Genomic DNA, 22,857 nt, shown 5'->3' on the forward strand with positions numbered 1-22,857 from the left:
GATTCCTTCCCATTCTGGCTGGATTAGCGTGAGGGGAACATGCGTTCTATCGAGACACACTTTTTGTCCTATAAGCCAAAATTGAGGCTGCAAAAACCCAGCCGAATTCATTCTGCTGGGTTTTTTTGACTTAAAACAAAGCAAAGACCTTAAATAAATAAGCTAACGTTTCATAATTTTTTTCCTATATTAGCTCGGTACTCCCACGTCAGAAAATCTCAATAATATTAGGACTCGTAAATTTATCTGCAATAATAGGTCGGGGGGGGGTATACTCAGAGATATATGGAAACTTTATGATACCAGTGTAGGAAATTGACCAACGTAAAGAAGTATGGATGAGGGGTGACTATCGTAAATAGGGCGAATACCGTTCGCGTACCAATTTGCAGATTAAACGTATGACACACAGGGGGAACGCATGAAGAAAACCGATACGTCGCTCAATAAAAAAGCGGTGAGCGTAGTCGCGGCTGGCGCTTTGGCGCTTTCGCTTACGCCGGCGATCGCTTTCGCTGACGCTGATGAGGCGAGCCAGGGTGGTGTGGCAGCGCAGCAGGCCAATGCGGCGGCAAGCGCTGAAGATTCTTCTGTCGATCCTGCTGCTGATGAAAGCGTTAATTCTACTAGCGATGCGAATGATGCGTCCGACACCGAAGCGGCACCTCAAGCGGAAGTTGCCGCTGCGGCTGCGACTGCCGCCGAACCCAAGGTTGCCAAAGCTGGAGCCGAGGCCGCTGAATTTAACGGCATCAAGTATGCGTCTTTCGATGAGGCGCTCGCTGTTGCCAAAAACACGAACGGCGCAACCATTAAGCTCCTCGCCGACGCCGAAACCGCCGGTCTTAACCTTGATAAGGATCTCACCATCGATGGCGATGGTCACGCCTTGAAATTCACCGACAAGGGCATCGCCCTTTGGGGCCATGCGCTCGTGCTCAAGAACGTCAATGCCAGCATGGCCGGTATTGGTTCCACCCCGTATACCGCCGAGTGGAATTGGCAGTCTGTGTGCGCAAGCAAGGGCGCATCCCTTACGCTCGATGGCGCTGCGCTTACCATGGACGGCGCGGGGACCGCTAGCAAAACGCATGCAATTTACTTCTGCAGCAACAACAAGCTCAACCTCAAAAACGCTTCGACGCTCACCATCAAGAATTACAGCCAGGACGCCCTTGAGTGGGATGGCGGCGACGGTGGCTACAACGTGAACATCGAAGGCGGTTCTACCTTCGTCTCCGACCACAACCGTTCCGGTTTCACGGGTTCGTTCTACGCCACCGTTGATTCGTCTACGGTAAAGGTGATCAACAGCACGGGCAATGGCTCGAACGGTACGTACTACACCATCAAGAATAACTCTGACGTCACGTTCGAGAACAGCGGCAATTGGGGTATTTCCGCTTGGCGAATCGATATGAGCAACGGCTCGAAGCTTCATGCGAACAACAACGGGTACAGTGGTGTTTGGACGCGCGTCCTTAACGTCGATTCCTCCTGCACTGTGGACGTAGAAGGCAACGGCGCAAAGGGATTTGCCGCAAAGACTAATGGTGGTATTTTCTTCCAAGGCAATGGAAAGATTGCCAGCGTGATTGAGAAGGGCGCAAATGTCATCATCGAAAATAACGCCGGTTCTGGTATTTACACTGCTCAAAAGGCGTGCAATCTGACTATCGGTTCTGCGACCATCATCAACAACGGCACCGGCGTCTGCAATGAAGACGGAATCGGAGCCGATATGGGTGGCGGTGTCTACAACGTGGGTACCATGAAGCTCGATCCGTCGGTTGTTATTTACAACAACCACGCCAAGAATGCAGGCGATGATATCTACGGCACTGGCGTTACCGAATTTGGCAATGTCGGTAACGATTGGGTGCTCGACGACTGCAATCATGCGATCGACGGTTGGTATGTTGATGGGGCGAGCTCTCGCTGGTCTGCCCATGGCGAGACTAAGCATGTAGAGGCTGCGCAGTCCGGCACATACGAAGCGACTGCGGAAGCCCCTGTTGCATTCAAAGCAGCCCATGGCTTGCTGAGTGTCGATTACCAATATGTCGGTGACGCTCCCGAGGGCGCCGTTCTTCCAGATGCCGACGCTGACCTTGAAGTCGGTACCACCTATACCGCTAAGGAGCAGCAGCCTGTCGATGGCTGGACGTTCGATGGTTGGTATACCGACGAAGACTGCACTGCTAAATGGAATGATGGCGCCGAGCTTGCAACTTCCATGACGCTGTTCGGCAAATGGACCAAGAATGCGGATCCCGTTGTGCCTGCCGAGCCTACTCAGCCTGCTGACCAGCAGAGCACCGATCAGAAGAAGGCCGACAAGCCTGCGAAGTTCGCAAAAACGAACGATACTTCTGCTGCTTTTGGCTTTGGAGCCGCCGGTGCAGCAATCGCGGCATCTGCTGCAGCATTCGCAGCTCGTCGTTTGGCTCGCCGTAAGTAGCATGGAGCAAAGTTGCGCGTCGAACGCGAAGTGGCGTTTGGAGTGGCAGCGTAAATGAAATAAATGCTACTGAAGGGAATGGTTCGAACGGCTCGAAAAGGCCGCAGGCGAACATCCTGAAAGCGGAAGAAGCAAAAGAGAATAATGTGTCGAGGAGGAACGGTATCGCTGTTCCTCCTCTTTTTATGCCCGAAAGACTTTGCGGAATCGGGGTCCGTTCTCCTATAGAAAGAAAACGAATGTGGCAAACAGGTGTCACCAATGCCGCATCTAGCCGCCCCGCGTTTTCGCTCGTTATCGCGTCATGGCTATTCTGATTCTCCGCCACACAAGTATCCCCATGAAGAACCATAGCGCGTTGAATCATACGAAGGGGGAGTGACATCGTGTCAAAATTCAATTTGTTGCGCAACTTCTGAGCAGTTCTCCCCAAAGCCGCAAATCTATGGGTTTTTATTGGGCGTGACGGCCGTTAAACGGGCAAAACAGGGTGTGGAAGTGGCCTTATACCCCATCTTTTACCGTAAAAATAAAACGAGTCCGCGTTCAAGTGATAAAATCACAGGTTGAGGAGCTATCTTTGATACCCCTGGTTCACTTTCTTTTAGGAACTATTCTTATTTTAGTATCGCAAAGGAGCTGCTCAACCATAAGAAGGCAACCGATTGAAGGTTAATACGGTTGATGGGGGACGGAAATGACTGAAAGAATGAGGAAAAAGACAAGAAGAGAAAGTGTGGCAGACCGCTACTCTTTTGGACACAAAGCCCTTTCGGTAGTGCTCTCGGTAGTGCTGCTGGGCTTCGGTTGGCCGGCGGTGAACCCGTCGGAGACTTTCGCGAGCGATGAATCGGCGCAGGCCGATCAGGTGCAAGCCGAAGTTGCGCAACCTGAAGAGACTCAAGCCCAGGAAGAGGCGGCAGACGATTCTTCCGCAATGGCTTTGGCGACTGTCGATGAGGCCGCCCCGGTTGTGGCTTCCGACGAGCAGGCTGTTGCTGAGCCGGCGGCTGATGAGCCGGCAGCGGCATCGGCGCCGAGCGTTTCCGGTGAGGAAAAGGCTTCTGCTGCGGAAGATGCTGTGGAAGAGGATTCCGCGGTAGACAACCAAGGCTCTTCGCAGGCGGCTGCCGCCCAGGCGAAAACTGAATACGACATTTCGCTTGTGCTGAAAAACGCCTCGATCAAGAAGGCCGACGGCACCGATGAACTCGTGAGCTTGCCCGCCACGAAGGTCGCGGTTTCCGCCGATAAAAATTTCAAATTCACAGTTGTGCCCGATTCTGCTTACAAGCTGAATCGCGTGCTCGTAAACGTTGATGGTCAGGAATCCCCCCTTACCCCTGACGCTGATGGCGTTTACGTTGTTGCATCGAACGATATCGCCAAGGGCGCAACGTTGACCGTTGAGGCCAACTCTGCTCCTGGAAACGTTGGCACCGTGCTTGGCGGAGTGCTTGGCGGTGGCGCTGCTGCTGCGAGCGATGTGAGCGGTAGCGCTGGGGAAACTACCATCGCCAAGGTTGGCGATAAGGTGACCCTGAATGGCACTTCCAACAACAATTGTAGCTATGCAGGAAAATGGACCGTTAAGAAAAATGGTGAAACTACCAGCGCTGGCACCGTTAAAGGAAACGGAAACAACGTTACGGCGGAATTTTCCGAGGCTGGAACGTTCACGGTCGAACATACATACTGCGAAGCCACTCATTTTCTTGGCTTCGGTGATCACACCGTGAAAACCGAGACGTTTACCGTCGAAGTTCAGCCCGCCACGCCCGCTCAGTCTATCTCTATTTCCGGTAGCGATACCGTTACGCAGTTCTCAGACACTCAGCTGACGGCAACGGTTGATCCCGCAGAAGCTACAGGAACGTATACATGGTCCTCGTCTAATGAAGACATCCTGACGGTTGACAACAGCGGTAACGTTACGGGCGTTCGCCAAGGAACGGCAACGGTCACGGTTTCATTCAGGAGCGCCGCCGATGGTTCGGTGATTTCTGCGTCTAAAGATGTGACGGTTACCGCAACGGAAGAAGCAACTGACCAAGCGCTCGTTTACTACCTGGTCGACCCCACCAAAGACGCCAACTCGAACGACTCAGGCAACTGGGGAGCAACATCGCTTGGCACCGCAATGGTGAATACCACCGGTGCTACGTGGACGGGTGGCAAGAATTGCTTCGATAACGTGGATCAGCGCGTTGTTTCGTGGCCCAATGGCACCAACGTTGTGCCGAGGGGCTCTGACGCTTGGAATGAAATCTTCAATAACTATAGGACGACCATCCAGGCCCAGCTTCCGGGCGTTACCTTTACTAAGGATGATGTAGAAGAGATCGCTCTTGTTCCCGCAAAAATCTCGAAGAACAACGGGACTAATCCCGACATGCATCTTGACTGCAACGTCTCCATCAAATGCAAGAACGTTTCGCTCGTGAAGTACTACCTGCGTGATGCGGGCAGCACGCAGTTTGAGCAAAAGGGAGCTAAAAACTACATTTCTGGTAACACCACGGAGCCTTCCGATGTGATGAATGAGCAGTTCCCTGAAACCAAGACGGTTGATGGCGTAACCTACACCTTCTCTGGCTGGTATTTGGATCAAAGCTTCACGCAGCCTGCAACGTTCCCGTATAAGGTTAACAGCTCTACGAACTTCTATGCTAAGTACGTGGGCGGTTTCCAAGTTACCTATGACCTTGCTGGCGGTTCATGGAACAACTCCGACGCAACCACATATATTGCCCAGGAAGGTTCGACGCAAACGGTGAAGAGCGAGCCCACTCGCGAGGGATACAAATTCACTGGTTGGACCATCGAGGACCTGCCCGATACCACCGCGCTTAAGAGCGGCGATGCCTTCGCTATGCCCGCAGGCAATGTAACCATCACGGCAAACTGGCAAGAGCTTCTTTCCTACCAGGTTAAATATCTTGAAAAAGATACCAAAGAACAGCTCGTCGACCCGGATACTCGATATGGCGATCAAGGTGAGACGGTTTCCGCAGATGCGAAGGCCATTGACGGCTATCACCTTGCGGATGGATGCCTCGGCCATATTGAGAAAACCCTCGAAAGCGGCAATAACGATATCATCTTCTGGTACGAGAAGGATTCCGTTGAATATACGGTGAACTACTACCTGAATGGTACCGAACAAAAGGTTGCTGACTCTGAAACGAAGAGTGCTCCTTGGGGTACCCAGGTAAAGGCGTCTGATCTTACGAAGGTTATTAACGGGTATACCGCCGTGCCCAACCAAGATGCGACCATCACCGTTAATCGCGATGGCAGCAATTCCATCAATGTGTACTACTACCAGAACGTTTCCCTCGAAGCCAATTCTGCAGAAGTGACCTATAACGGAAAAGACCAGAGTGTTTCTGGCTTTACCGGTGCGCCTGAAGGCGCTGATTTCTCCGACATTACCGTCGGCGCAAACGGCACCGATGCGGATACGTACCCTGCTCAATTTGCAGACGGCACCGTTGGTACCATTGACAAAACTGGGAAATATATTGTTGCAAGCGTCGAGAATGGCTCACTTGTAATCGGCAAGGCTGAGGTCACCCTGAAGTCCGCCGACTTGAGCAAGAAATACGATGGTACCGCGCTCGAAAACGGCGGCACCGCGCTCGAAACCGAATCCGGCTTCGCCGAGGGCGAGGGCGCGACGTACGAGTTCACGGGCTCCCAGACCCTCGTCGGATCTTCGGCCAACGCGTTCGCCTACACGCTGAACGAGGGCACCAAGGCCGATAACTACATTATTACCAAGAACGAAGGCACGCTGACCGTTGCCGACCGTGATGAGGCTGAAAAGTACGAGATTACGGTGACCGCCAATTCCGCGACGAAGACCTACGACGGAACCGAAAAGACCGCCTCTGGCGTGACCGGCACTACGTTTGCCAACGACAAGGGCGCTCAGTTCACTGTCGAGGGCCTTAGCGCAAGCGTGTCTGGAACAGATGCGGGCGAGTATGCGAACGAGGTTAGCGGCACCCCTGTCGTTAAGGATGCAGCAGGCAACGATGTGACCTCCCAGTTCAAGGTTAAGACGGTTAACGGCGAGCTCACCATCGACAAACGCGCCGTGACCATTAAGCCCAAGAATGCTACCAAGGCCTACGACGGCAAGCCTCTTAAGGCTACCGAGTGGGAGATTGTATCGGGTTCGTTCGTCGATGGCCAGAGCATCGCCGACCCGCAATACGACGGCTCTCAGACCGTGCCCGGATCCAGCGAAAGCTCGATTACGAAGTGGGGCTATGCCGAGGGTACCAACGCCGCCAATTACAACATCACTGCAGCGAAGGGGTCGCTGACTGTTACCGACCGCGCTGACGGTGAGAAATACAAGATTACGGTGAAGGCTCATTCCGCCGAATCAACCTACGACGGCAACGAGCATGCGGTCGAAGGTTTCGAGACCATCGAGTTCACGGTTGACGGCAATAAATACACCGTGTCGGGCCTTAGCGCGAGCGTGTCTGGAACCGATGCGGGTACCTATCCCAACAACGTTACCGGCACGGCCAAGGTTACTGACGCTGCGGGCAACGACGTGACCTCCCAGTTCTCCGTGACCACTGAGAACGGCTCGTTGCTAATCAAGAAAGCTCCGGCTACTATTGCGCCTAAAGACGCGACCAAGGCCTACGACGGCACCGATCTCAAGGCGAGCGAATTCACAACTACTGGCTTCGTGGAGGGTCAGGGCGTCAAGAGCGCCAGCTTTACTGGCTCCCAGCTGAATGTGGGTAAGAGCGAGAGTGGCATCGATGGCTACGTTCTCGCCGATGGAACGAACGCCAATAATTATGAAATAACGAAGGGAACGGGTACCCTCGAGGTAACTCCGGTCAGCGATGAAGTGACCGTTACCATTACGGGCAACTCCGCGACCCTGAAATACGATGGAACTGAGCAGTCCGTGACGGGCTATACCGTTGCATACTCCAATGGCCTGTATACCGCCAATGACTTCGCTTTCGCTGGCGAAGCCGTTGCCAAAGGCACGAACGTCGGTGCCTACGATATGGGCCTCGAAGCCGACCAGTTCTCCAATACGAGCGCGAACTTCTCGAATGTGAAGTTCGTGGTTGAAAACGACGGCTCGTTGACCATTTCTCCGCGAGAGATTGTTCTGACATCCGATTCTGCCGAGAAGAGCTATGACGGAACTGCGCTTACGAAAAACGAGCAGTCCAATGTGAAGGTGTCTGGTGACGGCTTCGTTGCTGGCGAGGGTGCGAGCTTTGACATTACTGGTTCTCAGACGAATGCTGGGTCGAGCAAGAATACGTTCAAGTACACCCTGAACGAGGGCACGCAATCTGCTAACTACGTGATCGCGCAGCTCGAGGGCGACTTGACGGTCAATGCCATTACCTCGCCCGTCGTTGTTGCTATTGTTGGCAACACCACGCAAGCAACCTATGACGGTGAAGAGCATACGGCCGAGGGCTACACCTTCGCTTCGGATAATAAGCTGTACACGCAGGACAAGGTGAACTTCTCTGGCGAAGCGAAGGCTAATCGCACCGATGCCGGTACGACCGCCATGGGTCTGGAGGGCCAATTCACCAACGCCGATGCGACCAACTTCAAAAACGTGACCTTTAAGGTGACCGACGGCTTTGTTCAGGTCGATAAGGCACAAGTGACCCTTAAATCCGCCGATTTGAACAAGAAGTACGACGGTACCGCACTCAAGAACGGCGGCACCGCGCTCGAGACCGAGTCCGGCTTCGCCAAGGGCGAGGGCGCGACGTACACGTTCACGGGTTCCCAGACCGTCGTCGGATCTTCGCCCAACGCGTTCACCTACACGCTGAACGAGGGCACCAAGGCCGATAACTACAACATTATGAAGTCCGAGGGCACGCTGACCGTTACCAACCGCGACGCGAAGTACGAAATCGAGGTTGAGTCGAACTCCGCCGAGTTCACCTACGACGGCAATGAGCATGCGGCCGAGGGCTTCAAGACCCTCGAGTTCACGGTCGATGGCAACAAGTACGCCGTGTCGGGCCTCAGCGCGAGCGTGGCCAAAACCGATGCGGGCACGTACTCCAACGCCATCACGGGCACACCCAAGGTCGTTGACGCCTCTGGCAACGACGTGACCGATCAGTTCTCCGTGACCACCAAGAGCGGCTCGCTGGTAATTAAGCAGGCTTCTGTGCATATGAAGTCCGCTTCCGGCGAGTGGGTCTATGACGGCAACGAGCACGCCAAGCATGAGATGGAATCTGTGACCGGCTTTGCCAAGGGTGAAGGCGCGACATATTCCTATACGGGCGCAATCACGAATGCGGGCACCGTCCAGAATATGTTCACCTACACACTGAACGAGGGCACCAAGGCCAGCAACTATACGTTTGACGGCCCTGAGTACGGTACTCTTGAGGTGACTCCGGTCAGCGACGAGGTGACCGTGACCATCAAGGGCAACACTGCGACCGAGACCTACGATGGCACCGAGAAGACGGTGCGCGATTACGGCTTCGAAGCTTCCAACGGCCTGTATGGGGCTGGAGACTTCGCCTTCTCCGGCGATGCTGTCGCCAAGGGCACGAATGTCGGTACCTACAAGATGGGTCTCGATAAGGGCCAGTTCTCCAATACAAGCGCGAACTTCTCGAACGTGACGTTCGTGGTTGAAGATGGCTGGCTCAAGATTGAGGGCGGTGAGATTGACACAAACGACGTCGCTTGGACTACGCAAGACGTGCAGAAGGTGTATGACGGCAAGCCGCTTTCGGCCTTCGTCGCTCGTGCGACCGATAAACACGGCAATGAGCTCAATGTTGAATACAGCATCGATGGCGAAGCGTGGACTTCTGACCCGGCCGAGATTAGCCTGACGCATTTCGGCTCCCAGAAGGTGCTGCTTCGCGCCACGGGCTCCAACTACGCTGCTGACCAATACGCAACGAGCTCTGAAAATATCGAGATTACCAAGCGTCCTGTCACGTTGACTTCTGCTGGCGCGAACAAGGTGTACGACGGCAAGCCTCTTACCAATGACACCGTCACCTCCACTCCGCTTGGCGTGGACGTTGGTTTCCTTGATGGCGAGGGCGTGACTTGCAACGTCACCGGCTCTCAAACGAATGTCGGCGAGAGCGATAACGAGTTCACGTTCACGTTCAATGAGGGTACGAGCGAAAGCGACTACCTGGTTACGTACGAGTTCGGCAAGTTGATCGTAACCCAGGACGATACCGAGGTCGTCGTTACCATCACCGAGCACAGCGGAGCCTTCGAATACGATGGAACCGAGAAGACGGTGAGCGGCTACGACTTCAGCGCTTCCAACGAGCTGTATAAGAATACCGACTTCGAGTTCACGGGCAACGACTCTGTGAGCGCGACCAACGTCGGCACCTATGACATGGAGCTCAAGTCCGAGGACTTCAAGAACACGAACGGCAACTTCTCCAAGGTGACGTTCGTAGTCGTCGACGGCCAGCTCACCATTACTCCGAAGAGCGTTGACCCCGAAGCCGGCAAGGGCATGAGCGTGGGCAAGCTTCCCAATGTCACGTACAACGGGAAGTCCCAGAAGCAGAAGCCTGAGGTGAAAGACGGCAACACGCTGCTTACGGAGGGTACTGACTACACGCTCTCGTACAGCAAAGACACGACCAACGTCGGCACCGTGACCGTGACCGTCGAGGGCAAGGGCAACTACGCCGGCGAGGCCGAGGTGACCTATGAAATCATGAAGCGCCAGGTGACTCTTGAGTCTGCGAGCGCCTCCAAGGTCTACGATGGCACGCCGCTCACTAAGCCCGAAGTCGCCATGGGTGGCGACGGCTTCGTCGAAGGCGAAGTGTCTGGTCTTAAGGCGATTGGCGCTGTGACGAATGTGGCCGATGGCGAAGTCGACAACGAAATCGTTTGGGATTGGGCCGAAGGCTTTGGCGAAGGCAACTATGACATCACCAAGACCGAGGGCAAGCTGAGCATTGAGTCTCAGTCAATCGACCCCAACAATCCGGAATCCTATACCGGTATTAAGGTTGGCGAGCTGTCCGACCTCGTGTACAACGGCGAAGACCAGCTTCAGGAGCCCACGGTTACCGATGCGAAGGGCAACCTGCTCGTTAAAGATCGCGACTACACGCTCGCCTTCGATGGCGATGCCAAGAACGTGACCGAGACTGGTGTTTTCGTGACGGTTTCGGGTATCGGCAACTACAAGGGTGATTTCTCGCGCAGCTACAAGATTCTTCCGCGTGAAGTGACTGTTGAGTCCGCGAGCGCTTCCAAAGCCTACGACGGCACACCGCTCTTCTCTCATGATGTTGTTGTGACCAGCGCTGCTGGTTTCGTCGAGGATGACGTGGCAAGCTTGACGGCACCTAATTCCATCACGGAAGTCGGGTCGCTCACGAATGAGATCGTCATCGAGTGGTCGAATGACGTTGCGGCTGGTAACTATGTTGTCTCTAAGGAAGAAGGCGTTCTCGAGGTAACTCCCAAATCGGTGACCGCAGAAGGCTTCTCCGTTGAGGATTTGAACGACGTTACTTACAACGGCCTTGTTCAGCAGCAAGAGCCGACCGTCAAAGACGGCGACAAGACGCTGACGAAGGACAAAGATTACACGCTGTCCTTTACCGAGGATGTCACGAATGTCGGCACGGTTCGCGTTACCGTTACGGGCAAGGGCAATTACGCTGGTAGCGTCGATGTGGCCTATCAGATTTTGCCTGCCAAGCTTATTGTGACCACTCCGTCTGAGTCGATGGTCTACAACGGCAAGCCCCTTACGGCCGAAGGCGGCGTCGAGGGCTTCGTCAACAACGAGACTGCGGTCTTCGAGACCACTGGCTCCCAGACCGAGGTCGGCGAGAGCGAGAACACCTACGCGATTTACTGGTCGGATGAGGGTACCACTGCCAAGCGCAGCAACTATACGGTCGAGGAGCATATCGGTACGCTTACCGTGACTGAATATGCAGATGAAATCGTGGCTGTTGCCAATGATGCGACCATGACCTACGACGGCATGCCGCATCGCGCTGAGGTTACCGTGACCGGTGTTCCCGAGGGCTATTCCGTGAAGACGGCCTGGTCTGGCGCGGAAGCAACCGACGTGACTGGTGCCGACGGCTTGGTCGCCAATGTTGATGAGATCGTTGTCGTGAACGCCGAAGGCAAGGATGTTACGGACAGCCTGAAGATCACCAAGAAGCCTGGCAAATTGGTGATTGAACCCAAGGAGCTCACCGTGGTTACGATGGGCGCGAGCAAGCCGTACGATGGCACGCCCCTCACAGCCAACGGCAAAATCGAAGGCTTCGTCAATGGCGAGACTGCGGCCTTTGCCGTGATCGGTTCCCAGACCGAGGTCGGTGAATGCACCAACGATTACGCAATCGAGTGGTCCGGCAATGCCAAGCAGGGCAACTACACGGTCAAGGAAGAGCTGGGCAAGCTCGAAGTGACGAAGAGCCAGGCGGCAATCGTAATCGTGCCGAAAGACGGCAAGAAGACCTACGACGGCACCCCGCTTGTGAGCGAGGGCGCTGATGCCTATGGCTTGCCTGCCGGGTTTACGTGCGAGGCAACGACCAAGGGTTCTGTTACGAACGTGGGAAGCGCCGTTGCCGAGATCGATACGTACGTCATCAAGAACGCCGACGGGAAGGATGCTACCGACCAATTCGGCAACGTGAGCACTGGATTCGCCACGCTCCTGGTTACCAAGCGTCCCGTGACCGTGACTTCAGAGGATGCTTCCAAGGTCTACGACGGCACACCGCTCACCAAGCACGAGGCTGGTGTAACCGAGGGCAGCATGGTTGACGGCGAGAGCTTCGTGTATGAATTCACGGGCACCCAGACCGTTGCGGGCGAGAGCGCCAACTCCTTCATGATCAGCGCTGGCGACGGCACGAACCTTGACAATTACGAGATTACCAAGCAGGACGGCACGTTGAAGGTCGAGCCGAAAGGCATCGTGCCTGGCGAGGACAACGGGATGAAGGTTACCAAGCCCGTCGACAAGGTCTATAACGGCAAGGAGCAGAAGTTCGTCCCCGTTGTGACCGACGGCGAGAAGGTGCTCATCGAGAACGTTGACTACGTCGTTACGTACACCGACGCTCTCGGCTTTGAGGATGACGCTGCGGCCAAGGATGACTTCACCAACGTAACCGGCGACATCTTTGTCACCGTTACGGGCATCGGTAACTACGCCGGCAGCCTCACGCAGAGCTATCAGATCACGCCGAAGCCTTACACGGTTACGACGGTTTCGGGTAGCAAGGTCTACGACGGCACGCCTCTCGAGGGCGCGTCGCTCGAAGGCAACTTCGTTGGCGGCCTGGTGAATAGCGACGATGCAACGTTCGTGGTTACTGGCACGCAGACCGAGGTTGGCGCTTCCGACAACACGTATACGCTTGAGTTCGTTGACGAGCAGATGGCCAAGAATTATAAGCTCGTTAAGGAAGACATCGGCACGCTTGCTGTGGTGAAGGACGAGAGCGAAGCTTCGCAGAATCCGAACGGTAATGGCGAGTCGAAGAACAAGGGCACGCTGCCCAAGACGGGCGACACGACGTTGACTACGCTGCCCTTCGCCCTGGCAGTCGTAGCGGGTGCTGTGCTTTGCGCGGCGCCTGTTGCCCGCCGCCGCTCGAAGTTCTAGAGCGAGCGCAGCGGCGAACTGGGTTTAAGCCTGCAGGATCGAAAGGCTTGCGTCTAAACGGCGAAGCCGGTTTTTTCGAAATCGTGGGCTTTCCCAGAAGGCCTTGATCCAATGCGTCAAGGCAATAGGGTATAGAAACCCGGTCGAGTACAGCTCGGCCGGGTTTTTTGTTGCCTCGTTTGGCGGCGAGTCGGGCTTCGAAATTGAAGGGGGGCACTCAAGTAAAACAAGGGCCATTTGCCTAAATATGCACTGCTACCTTGACTTTCTGCTAGTGGCGCGTGCGAATAACCCGATAAACCTGCTATAGTTCACGTCATAAAAGTGGAACCGCCATGGCTTACTGTAGCTAGGAATGGGGTCTGCGAGTTAATGAATGAATCCCGTAACAGGATGCATGTCGTGTTTTGGGAAAAGGAAGAGAGAAGGTGGGCTATGTTTTTGGAAGAGGGTAATGCCCGAAAAGCAGCATGGGGGTGGTGCGCTTTTGCCTCGCTGCTTTTTGCGCTGGCGGCTTGGGCTTTAATGCCGAATTCCGCGTTTGCGCAGGAGGATGCCGGATCGGGCGTATCCGATGAAGGTGCCGTTGCTGAGTCTTCGGTAGAGCCGGCGGTTGTTGCCGAAGCGTCTGAGACTGGAGCTGCGCCCGCCGCCGTGGCTACTATCACCAATGCTCGCACTGGCAAGGCATACACCGATCTGGCCACCGCAACCGCAGAAGCTCAGAGTGGCGACACCATCAAGCTCGGCGAGGGCAACTACACATTGTATAAGGTGCCCTCTGAGGGCCATACCAAGGGCAAAGACCTCACGTTCGAGGGGCTTGGTGCCGATAAGACGGCATGGAATATTGGTGCGCTCGTGCCTGACCCCGCCAATTATGGTACTGAGTACAACAGCGATTATTCGTTTGATGGCGCGGGCACTGTTACATTTAAGAACATGACGATGCGTTCCGCGAAGGCCGATTACCTTGGCTTTGTTCGCGCCGACAATACCGTGCTTGATGGCTGTGTCGTTAACGGCAAGACATTCTATTGGGGCTACAAGACCGCTGTTTTCAAGAACACCACATTCAACGCCCCGAGCGGCGATTACGCTCTTTGGACATACAGCTCGCCGACCATGACGTTTGATAACTGCACCTTTAACGCCAGCGGCAAGGTTATTAATGTCTACACCGATGCCGGTGCCGGCAAGCATGACATCACCGTTAACGTGAATAATTGCACGTTCAACTCGAAGGCGCTTTGGGGCCTTTATAAGCAGGCGCTGAACATCAACGATTCGAACATGGGGAACTATAAGTACATTCTCAACATTACCGGCACCAATAAGGTTACGGCCGAGCGCGACAACACCACCTGCTCTCAGCTCTTTGGCTTTGGCGGTAAGTCGGGTAACAACTCCGGCCGTACCGACGTCAACATCGATGGCGAGCTCGTGTGGTCCGGCGGCAAGATGCTTACCCATGACTACACCGACGGCGAGCACGACAATGCTTTCGATGTCACCTACACTGAGTGGACCTCTGACGATGCCGGTACTTGGACTCGCACGGGAACCCCTAAGTGCAAGTACTGCGGCTTCACCAAACCTGAGTTGGAGGAGAAGGCATTCGATCTTACCTATAACCTGAACGGTTCCGAGGATGAGCAGCCTGCCGATTTCGCTACCGTTGAGTGCGTTACCGAAACCGAGATTGCGGCCGATCAGCCGGTACGCAAGGGCTATTCCTTCGTGGGCTGGAATACCGCCGAAAACGGTTCTGGCACGGGCTATGCCGCGGGCGATAAGGTTGAGCTTTCTGCCCCGGTGACGCTGTTCGCGCAATGGGAGAAACAGGCATCCGAGCCTACGGTTACCCCCGCGACCCCTGGCGATCAATCTAAGCCCTCTGCAAACGCTGGCTCCAACAGTGCTACCTCGCAGGGCGGCTTTGCGAAGACCGCCGACACGTCTGCCCTTACCATTCCTGTCGCGCTGGTGATTGCTGCGGGCGCTGCGACGTGCATGGCCTTTGCTGCGCGCCGTCGCTCAAACCGTTAAAGAAGGCAGCGTCAAGGCGGCAATAGCTATAAGCGCATAGCTTTCGACACATAGCGTGCTGCGTAGGCGGGGTTTGTTTCGGCCGGGATTGAACGGCGCCGCGCTTAAATGCCGCCTCGCGCACTGAGTGATGCGATATGAAAAACCCGACCGGGCGTATGCCTGGTCGGGTTTTCTTTTTATGAGGGTTGCCGTTTGGCTGCGATTGGGCCGCTCGCTTGTGAGCTTGCCAGCTGCTCTCGTGTCGCCTGATGTCGTTCGGCGTTGCCGGCTTCGGTGTGCCACCTTCGATTGAGCGCGAAAGTGGTGGAATTCAGGGCAGGTGCCACTTTTAAGCGTCCGCCCTGTTCCGTATACCTTTACGGGTTGCACTGCTTGCAGGGCGAATAGCCTTCCGAAATAAGCTCGTCGCGGGTGGCTGTAGCCTCTTGTTTGTTGTTGTCGGCTATGTCGTCGACCGAAGAGCACGTCGGGCGATGGAACTTCATGCTCTTGGTATTGAGCACGTATTCTTGCGGCTCATGTGAGGTGACTGAGCTTTCCTCGGAACTCGCTCCGTTGCCAGAGTTCTTTGCGTCGCTTGAGCCGGCTGCGTTGTTTGCACGGTTGGTTTGGCTGCTTTCGGCATTATCCTTTTGGGCGCCATTTTCCGAGCGGGCATTTCCGTCGGAGCCTTTGGTGGACGCGCTGCTGGCTTCTTTGCCAGTCGCGTTCGGCGTCGCGCCCGCTCTGGTGGTGGTTGCTTCGCCGCCAGTCGCCACGTTTGGCACGCCGCTCGACTCCCAGCTTTTGCCCGTGACGTAATCGATTTCCACGCCGGGTTCCACGTTGTACACGAACACGTTGAAGCGAATGGCTTGCCCGCCGTCTTCGATTGATTCTGCTTCCATCTGCACGCCGCGCGCCACCAGGTCGTTCGCGGCAAAAATGGGCGTCACGCGATAGAGCACGTGGTTGCCCGTTTGCTTCACGTAATTGGCTACGATGTTTTCGTAATAGGTCATGCCAACGGAATTCATGGTGCGCGTGCCCGTGATGAGGTTTTTCTCGTTGGCGTCTTCGCCGCAAAGCTGATGCGCGATTAAGTGGCTGCGGTTGTAGAGCATTTCCTGGTCAACGAAGTCGTAGCGGTGCTGCTCCCAGCCGCTTGGATGCACCTGCGAAATATCGCCGCGAGGCGCATTGCTCAATGTGTCAGTGCCGATGCGCGCGAATGCCGCGCCGCAACGCCCTTCGAAATCGAGGTCGGAGAATTCCATGAATGCGCCGCGTTTGAAGTCGCCGTCGGTAAAGCCTGGCTCGCCGTCGTTGACGTCAATGCAAAGCGCTCCCGAGTACTCGGGGATGTCGGCAATCTGCACGGCGGCGGGGTTACTCGCCTGGGAATCGCCGAAAGAGTTGCTCTCGCATGCGGCGAGCGGCAACGTGCAGCACAGCGCAAGGGCGACGGCGGCAAACAGCGCCGCAAAACGCGCGGGTATGGTGCGAGACTCATGCTCGCGAGAGGGTGGCTGCATCAAAGCGATGCCTTTCCGAAAAAAGGCGGGATGACGAGCTCTTCACCCGTCATCCCGCTCTCGTCATGTTTGGCCCGGTTGCTTATTCCGCGAACTTCAACAGCTCGTCGGGCGCGTCGATGAGCGCGCCGGGGTTGTTGCCCGTAAGGTGATCGAGCGTTTGATAGCCCCATTTCGCGCCAATGGGGAAAGCGCCAGCGTTGTTCGCGACCTGCATGTCCACGTCGGAATCCCCGACATAGGCCACGCGCTCGACTGGCACGCCGAGCGTTTTCGCGACGAGCGTGAGGCCTTTCGGGTCGGGCTTGCGTGGCACGGGGCCATCGCCAAGCGCGAAATCCATGAGGTCGGCGAAATAATGCCTGGTAAGAATTTGCACGCCGCCGTCATATTTGTTTGACAGCACGGCGAGCTTCATGCCGCGCGCCTTCAGCTCGGCCAAGGTGTCGAGCATACCGTCGTATACGGTCGTTTTCCGGTTGCCCACTTCGTCGTAACGCGTTTTCCACCAGGCAAGCGCCGCCTCGGTGGCATCGTCGCTCAAGTTTTGCGGAAGCGCTTGCAGAATAAGTGAGCGCAGGCCGTTGCCAATCATGGCCAAGATTTCTTCGGTGGTGTGCGTGGGGTAGCCGAAATGCGTGAGCGTTTCGTTGGTCACGTCGACCAAATCGGGCAGCGAATCGAGCAGTGTGCCGTCCATATCGAACACGAACGCCTCGAGCGGTTCGTGGGTGCGAAGCAATTCCATCGTGGGATCCTTTCGTGTTGGCGCGGCCGTGCCGCGCAGGTTTTGACCGGCTCGCAGTATACCTGTCGCATTTGACGCGCGTGTGGTGGGTGTTTTCCGAAAAGGCGGAGGCTTCGGTAGTTAATGTGGTAAGGGATTCGTTGAATCTGAATCCGCCCCATTCCCGTTGACAAGTCGATTTCCGTTTCGGCATGGTGGCCGCAATGGGGGAAAGCGAGGCGGGTCATGGGCAATCCATCTCCCAGGCATACGACGGAATTCAAGCAGAGGGCCGTTGGGCCGTGCAGGAAATTGCGGCCGCCGAGCGCGCACGCCATGCGCGACGAGGAGTTTGCTGTCGCGATATCCCGAGTCAGGGACGAGGCTTGAGGCGTCTACGGCGCGCCCCGCCCAAAGGCGTTCAAGGAGGCGCGCGGCAGGGTTCGCGCCATCGACGCTCGCGCGGCCCAGCTGGGCATGCGCCGGTCGGATTACCTGAGGCAACTGGTCGAAAACGACCTGGAGTGCGCGGGCATCGCCTGAACCCGCTGCATGAGAAAGTCAGAGAAGCGCGTCGGCATTGGCTACGATTCCACCGGAAGGCTCCTCGAGGTCGTGACGGTGAGGAACGGTGCGGACGACTGGCTGGTCAAACACGCGCACCGATGCCTTTGCGAAAGAGCAGTCCAAATGGGGCCATTGAAAAATTGAATACGAGTACGGCGGCGGTCATGCGGCGGTTCCGTGGACCTATGCTGGCAGATTGAATTTCGCCGCCAATCCGGCAATGATGATTTCGAGGTCTCGATCGAACGTCTCTTCGGTGAAAAGCGAGATGAATCGCTGCGCTTCTGCGGACAGGCTGTCCTTACGGGCGGATTTCGCCATGCTCTCGACAAGCTGAAAGCCCGGGAGAAACGAGTGCATGACGCTCAAGAAAATGAGGGGCATGTCCTCAGGGATGTCCTGATGCCCATGAAGTGAGAATACGTTCTCGGTGTAAGAAAGAATCGGTTCTTCAAAAGAGGGTGTTTGCACGAAGAGCATGAACGCGCCCGGATGCGAAAGCGCCATGGCGCGATGGCAGTGGGCCACGCGCCGAAGCGTATCCTGCCATGCTTCGCCCGGAATCGCGTCGGCTTGATGTCCTTCGAGCATCGCCGACAGGACGGCTTTCAACAGCGACTCCTTGGATCCGAAGCGGTTGCAAATCGTCATCGTCGGAATACCGGTGGATTCGCTGAGCTTTCGGAACGACAAGGCGTCGATTCCGTGTTCGTCGATGAACGAGAGCGCTGCTCTCGCGATTTCCTCGTTGCTGACGGCGCTGCCGCTCTGTCGGACCATATAAGAACCTTTCCTTGTGCGTGTCGGCCATTATAAGGGCGGCTGCGACATGGCTGGGAAACTTCCTAAATTGCACTTGACCGTCCGTCTGTCCGAAATTACAATTTGGTACATCGTACCATGGTACGGTGTACCATACCTGTGCAGAAGATGGAGGGAGCATGAACGTAAGCAGGAGAAGTTTTCTGAGCGGAGCAACGGTTTTAGGAGCAGGGGCGGTGCTGGGCGGCCTCGCGGGATGCTCGCCACAAGCCGAGCTGAAAGAACCTGCCGAACAGGGCGGCGAAAAGACCGCGGCGCATAATCCCGTGCGGACCGAATCGTTCGACGTCGTCGTCGTCGGGTCCGGCACGGCGGGAACGTGCGCCGCTCTTCGCGCGGCCGAGTTGGGCGCCTCGGTACTTTGCGTCGAGAAGAACTCTGGCCTCTGCGGCACTTCGGCCTTCGCCGAGGGCCTTTGCGGCATCAGCACGCGCTTTCAGTTGGAGCAGGGCATCTCCATCGACAAGCTCCAGGTGGTCAAGGACACGATGGATTACCACCACTACGCATGCAGCGGCCCGGTGGTAAGAAGGTTCGTCGAGGAGTGCGGCAGGGTGGTCGACTGGGTCGAGGGCCAGGGAATCGCGTACGCCGCGGTCGAGGCCCTAGGCGAGTCATACCAGGTATGGCATCTTCCGGCGGGCGAAGGCGGGCCAACGAGCATGAAAGCGGTTCTCGACGTGCTGCAGGCGAAGGCGACGGAGCTTGGCGTCGAGTTCAGGACCGAATGCCCCATGACGGGCATCGTAGTTTCCGATGGCTCCGTGACTGGAATCTTCGCCACCATTGGCGGGGAAGAAATCCAAATCGACGCGAAGGCTGTCGTTCTCGCGACGGGTGGGTACGCAAACAGCCCCGAGATGTTCGAAAGGTTCACAGGCCGGCCTTACGATGCGGTTCACGTATGGGGCATGGAGGGGCGCGACGGCGATGGCATCGCGCTGGCCTCGTCCGAGGCGGCCGCAGACACCCATATCCCGAGTGCGGTCATGTACCACACGGGCATGTTGGATGGCACGAGCGCATTTTCCGACATCCCCAACTACGTCTTGACCATGCAGCCCACGCTTCGCGTGAACGAGACAGGGGAGCGCTATTTCAACGAGAGTGTCACCTCGAACTTCTCCGCGTGCGGCAACGTGCTCACCACGCAGGCGGAGAACTACGTTGTTTTCGATGACGGATTCATCGACTACATCGAGCAGAGCGGTCCTTTCATGCCCATGCCCAACTTGGGTGCGCTCGCGGGACAGCCCTTCGAGTGCCGCGAGGGACTGCTTTCGTGCGAGGGCATCGTAAAGGGTGACTCGATTGCCGATGTGGCGAAAGGACTCGGGCTGGACCCAGACGTGCTCGAATCGACAGTTGAGCGTTACAACGGTTTCTGCGATTCAGGAATCGACGAGGACTACGGGAAGCCCAAAGAACAGCTCCTCGCAGTATCCAAGGCACCGTTCTACGGCGCGAAAATCACCCCGACGTTGTTCACCACGGTTGGCGGCCTGCGTGTGGACGAGCGTATGCGCGTCATGAGCACGAGCGGCAATCCCATTTCTGGCCTGTATGCCGCCGGCGGTGATGCCGCTGGTTTATACGGTGCGAACTACGACGTCAATGTGTGCTCCGGCTCTCAGCAGGGCTGGGCGGCCACGTCTGGCGTGCTGGCCGCTGAAGACGCCTTGGCATAGGACGCTTGCGAAACAGCTTGACCTAAACGGGTGGTTACCAAATTGGGTCGCCGCCCGTTTTTCTCACATTTGCTAGAGAATTCAATTAATGCGGCCAAGTGGCAAATCATTCCATGCAGCTTATGCGGCAAGTCATCCCATGATAGAAATATGATACCTAACTAGGGACAACGCATTGAATGGTCTTCCCCTAACGCCAAAGCGTTCGGCGGTTTCTGAGTAACCTGTCGAAAGATATCTGATTGCCTTAACATTTTTTACAGCTGATAGCCTATTTGATACTTAGCTTAGAGTGCATTAGTTCGCTTTGTTTCTATTTCTACTCGATATAAGAAATCGCACTAAGTCATGGCATCCGCTTCGGGTTAAATGAAGGACCCAGTGCAACTTTCTTTCGAGTTGCATGCAAAGACGCATTGAGTCGATCAACACCCGCCTCGGATGACGAAATACACGTGCAGCGACTCCTTCAATTCGAAGATTCCGATGCGGAACGGCTTCCTTTGACGTACGCTAATCTACACGAGCTGAAACCCCTGGCAAGGCTTTGAACGAGTCATTGCACGTTTTTTTGCCAGGGACTTCGGCACGATGGCTATCCGGTTGAAATCCTGTCTCCCGGCGTTTTCTCGATTGATGGGCTGCTCCTTGCCTTCGCTTCTGCCAATTGGTTTCCTGCGACAACAGCAAGCTGCCAAAACCGAACCAGACGTCGACTCAATCGCTGCGGGCAACAAGATTGCAGCGAATCTCATTTCTCTTCAATCGCCACAATCAATCAGGTCAATAATGTCTTGTTTGGAATGCAATCCCATTTTCTTATATATTCGTTGTATATGCGTCGAAACAGTGGAAGGGGCCATGCCGAGCTTATTTTGAATGGTTTTTGAATCCCGTCCGCGGGCAAGTAAGAGAAGGACTTCGAATTCCCTAGGCGACAGCCCGGCCTCCATCGCGACTTTCCTCAAGGCATCGCTTTCCCCACGCGTTAATCCACCTTTTCCCGTATCGCCTGCCTCGTTTTTGCCGAATTCGATATATTCAGGAAGCACAAACAAAATCAGAGCGAACAGGAGAAGAGCGCTTGCGTACGCACCCGCCTCCGCCATCGCGAGCGTCGATGTCTCTCTGGAAAACAACATGAATCCGGCCGATATGCCTAAGCATTCCGCGAACGCCAGAGCGGAAAACAAGCCCCCGTTCGCCATTCTCCCTTTGCAGACGTCCCATGTGAAAGGAGCGATAATCCAAAAAAGAATGAGGAACATCGCATCCCCGGCAGCGACGCCTATGTAGGGCAAGAAAGCAACCTCGTAAGGACATACGTTCAAAAGCACGCAGCATCCCAAAGCAATGGGCATCACTTTGCAAAACGCAACGAGCCGCCTTGAATTACGGGGAGGAGCCACGAGGGGTATCCACACTGCGGCGCAGGCGATGATTCCGCAAAGCGCGACCAAATCATCCGGAGCCGAAACTCCGGAGTTTTTGAGCGCCTCTTGCGCGAAAGTCGGACATACCACGCTCGCAACACCCGCAATCAGGACCAATAGCAAAACAAGACCCAAACCGACCGGGCTGCGATTCAGATTCTCTCGGAAGAGTTGACCGCAGGACGAGTCCCCCTCTTTGCTTTCAACCATCAGGCTATACGCGCGAAAAACGCCGATTGCGCATAAAGGAGCGCTCAACAAGGCGACCACAGGAAATATCACAGGTTGTGACGGAAGGAAAAGACCTCCGCACTTCAGGATGGCGACAGAGCTCGACACAATCAAGATGCTTGCAGAGATATCGAGCATAGATAGCATCCGCCCGAGATGCAGCACCACGATGCCCTTGCCCGCTCCTCCCAAAAATGCAAGTGCCAAAGCGACCGCATGCGGCATTCCGACCACAGAATAAAGGGGGCTTATAGCAAGGAGGGTGGCAGCAACCGCAAGCGGCGCGAATTCGCAGCACACCGCCCTCGCCCGAACCGAGATGGCAATCGCAAACAGCGAGCACAGCATCCCGAACGAAAAAACATCGTACGGAGCAGGCGTGTATTCGACGAGATGGTTGGACACACCGTTGCTTGTCAGAGTGTCGACTCTTGTATACAGGTAGAAGCAGAAGAAGCCTATGAACGCATAGAAGGTCGTCGAACGGGACAGTTTTTGAAGGGAGAGCCTCCGAGGCAACACAAATCTACCCATCGCCCCTCCCTCATGAGGTTCCGCTTCGAGGCCCGAGCTCCATTCGTTTCGACAACCACCGCCGCATTCGCCAAGCGATTTCTCTCGATAGGCCGGCATAGTGGCAAAATCGAACAAGGGCTTTGGATAATACTACCCGCTTTAACCAAT

8 protein-coding genes are annotated in these 22,857 nt (G+C 55.7%); 4 read left to right on the forward strand and 4 right to left on the reverse strand.

Annotated features, from left to right (window positions below; genetic code table 11):
* Positions 1-421: 421 nt before the first annotated feature.
* From Q0D41_RS08795 to Q0D41_RS08805, 3 genes are all read left to right on the forward strand, one after another.
* Positions 422-2,461, forward strand: coding sequence for an InlB B-repeat-containing protein (locus Q0D41_RS08795; protein WP_294378072.1), 2,040 nt, complete (start codon positions 422-424; stop codon positions 2,459-2,461).
* 736 nt (positions 2,462-3,197) lie between these two features.
* Positions 3,198-13,139: an Ig-like domain-containing protein gene (locus Q0D41_RS08800; protein WP_294378074.1), complete on the forward strand. Its 9,942-nt coding sequence runs from the start codon at positions 3,198-3,200 to the stop codon at positions 13,137-13,139.
* A gap of 525 nt (positions 13,140-13,664) precedes the next feature.
* The gene (locus tag Q0D41_RS08805; protein WP_294378076.1) at positions 13,665-15,188 is read left to right on the forward strand and encodes an InlB B-repeat-containing protein; all 1,524 of its coding nucleotides are present in this window, start codon (positions 13,665-13,667) and stop codon (positions 15,186-15,188) included.
* Between the two features lie 359 nt (positions 15,189-15,547).
* On the opposite strand, the gene Q0D41_RS08810 is transcribed toward Q0D41_RS08805, so the two are convergent.
* From Q0D41_RS08810 to Q0D41_RS08820, 3 genes are all read right to left on the reverse strand, one after another.
* Positions 15,548-16,705, reverse strand: coding sequence for a DNA/RNA non-specific endonuclease (locus tag Q0D41_RS08810; protein WP_294378079.1), 1,158 nt, complete (start codon positions 16,703-16,705; stop codon positions 15,548-15,550).
* 82 nt (positions 16,706-16,787) lie between these two features.
* A complete protein-coding gene (locus Q0D41_RS08815; RefSeq protein ID WP_294378082.1) occupies positions 16,788-17,453 on the reverse strand; it encodes an HAD family hydrolase in 666 nt (221 codons plus the stop codon).
* 729 nt (positions 17,454-18,182) lie between these two features.
* Positions 18,183-18,779 carry a TetR/AcrR family transcriptional regulator gene (locus Q0D41_RS08820; RefSeq protein WP_294378084.1) on the reverse strand — a complete coding sequence of 199 codons (597 nt, stop codon included), beginning with the start codon at positions 18,777-18,779 and terminating at the stop codon, positions 18,183-18,185.
* A 161-nt stretch (positions 18,780-18,940) separates the two neighbouring features.
* Between Q0D41_RS08820 and Q0D41_RS08825 the strand changes: the two genes are divergently transcribed.
* Positions 18,941-20,509 carry an FAD-dependent oxidoreductase gene (locus tag Q0D41_RS08825; RefSeq protein ID WP_294378087.1) on the forward strand — a complete coding sequence of 523 codons (1,569 nt, stop codon included), beginning with the start codon at positions 18,941-18,943 and terminating at the stop codon, positions 20,507-20,509.
* 761 nt (positions 20,510-21,270) lie between these two features.
* Here the strand turns inward: Q0D41_RS08825 and Q0D41_RS08830 are convergent.
* Positions 21,271-22,707, reverse strand: coding sequence for a response regulator transcription factor (locus Q0D41_RS08830; RefSeq protein ID WP_294378088.1), 1,437 nt, complete (start codon positions 22,705-22,707; stop codon positions 21,271-21,273).
* Between the last annotated feature and the right edge of the window lie 150 nt (positions 22,708-22,857).

Source organism: uncultured Slackia sp. (genome assembly GCF_934630525.1).
In the GTDB taxonomy this organism is placed as follows: Bacteria; Actinomycetota; Coriobacteriia; order Coriobacteriales; family Eggerthellaceae; genus Slackia.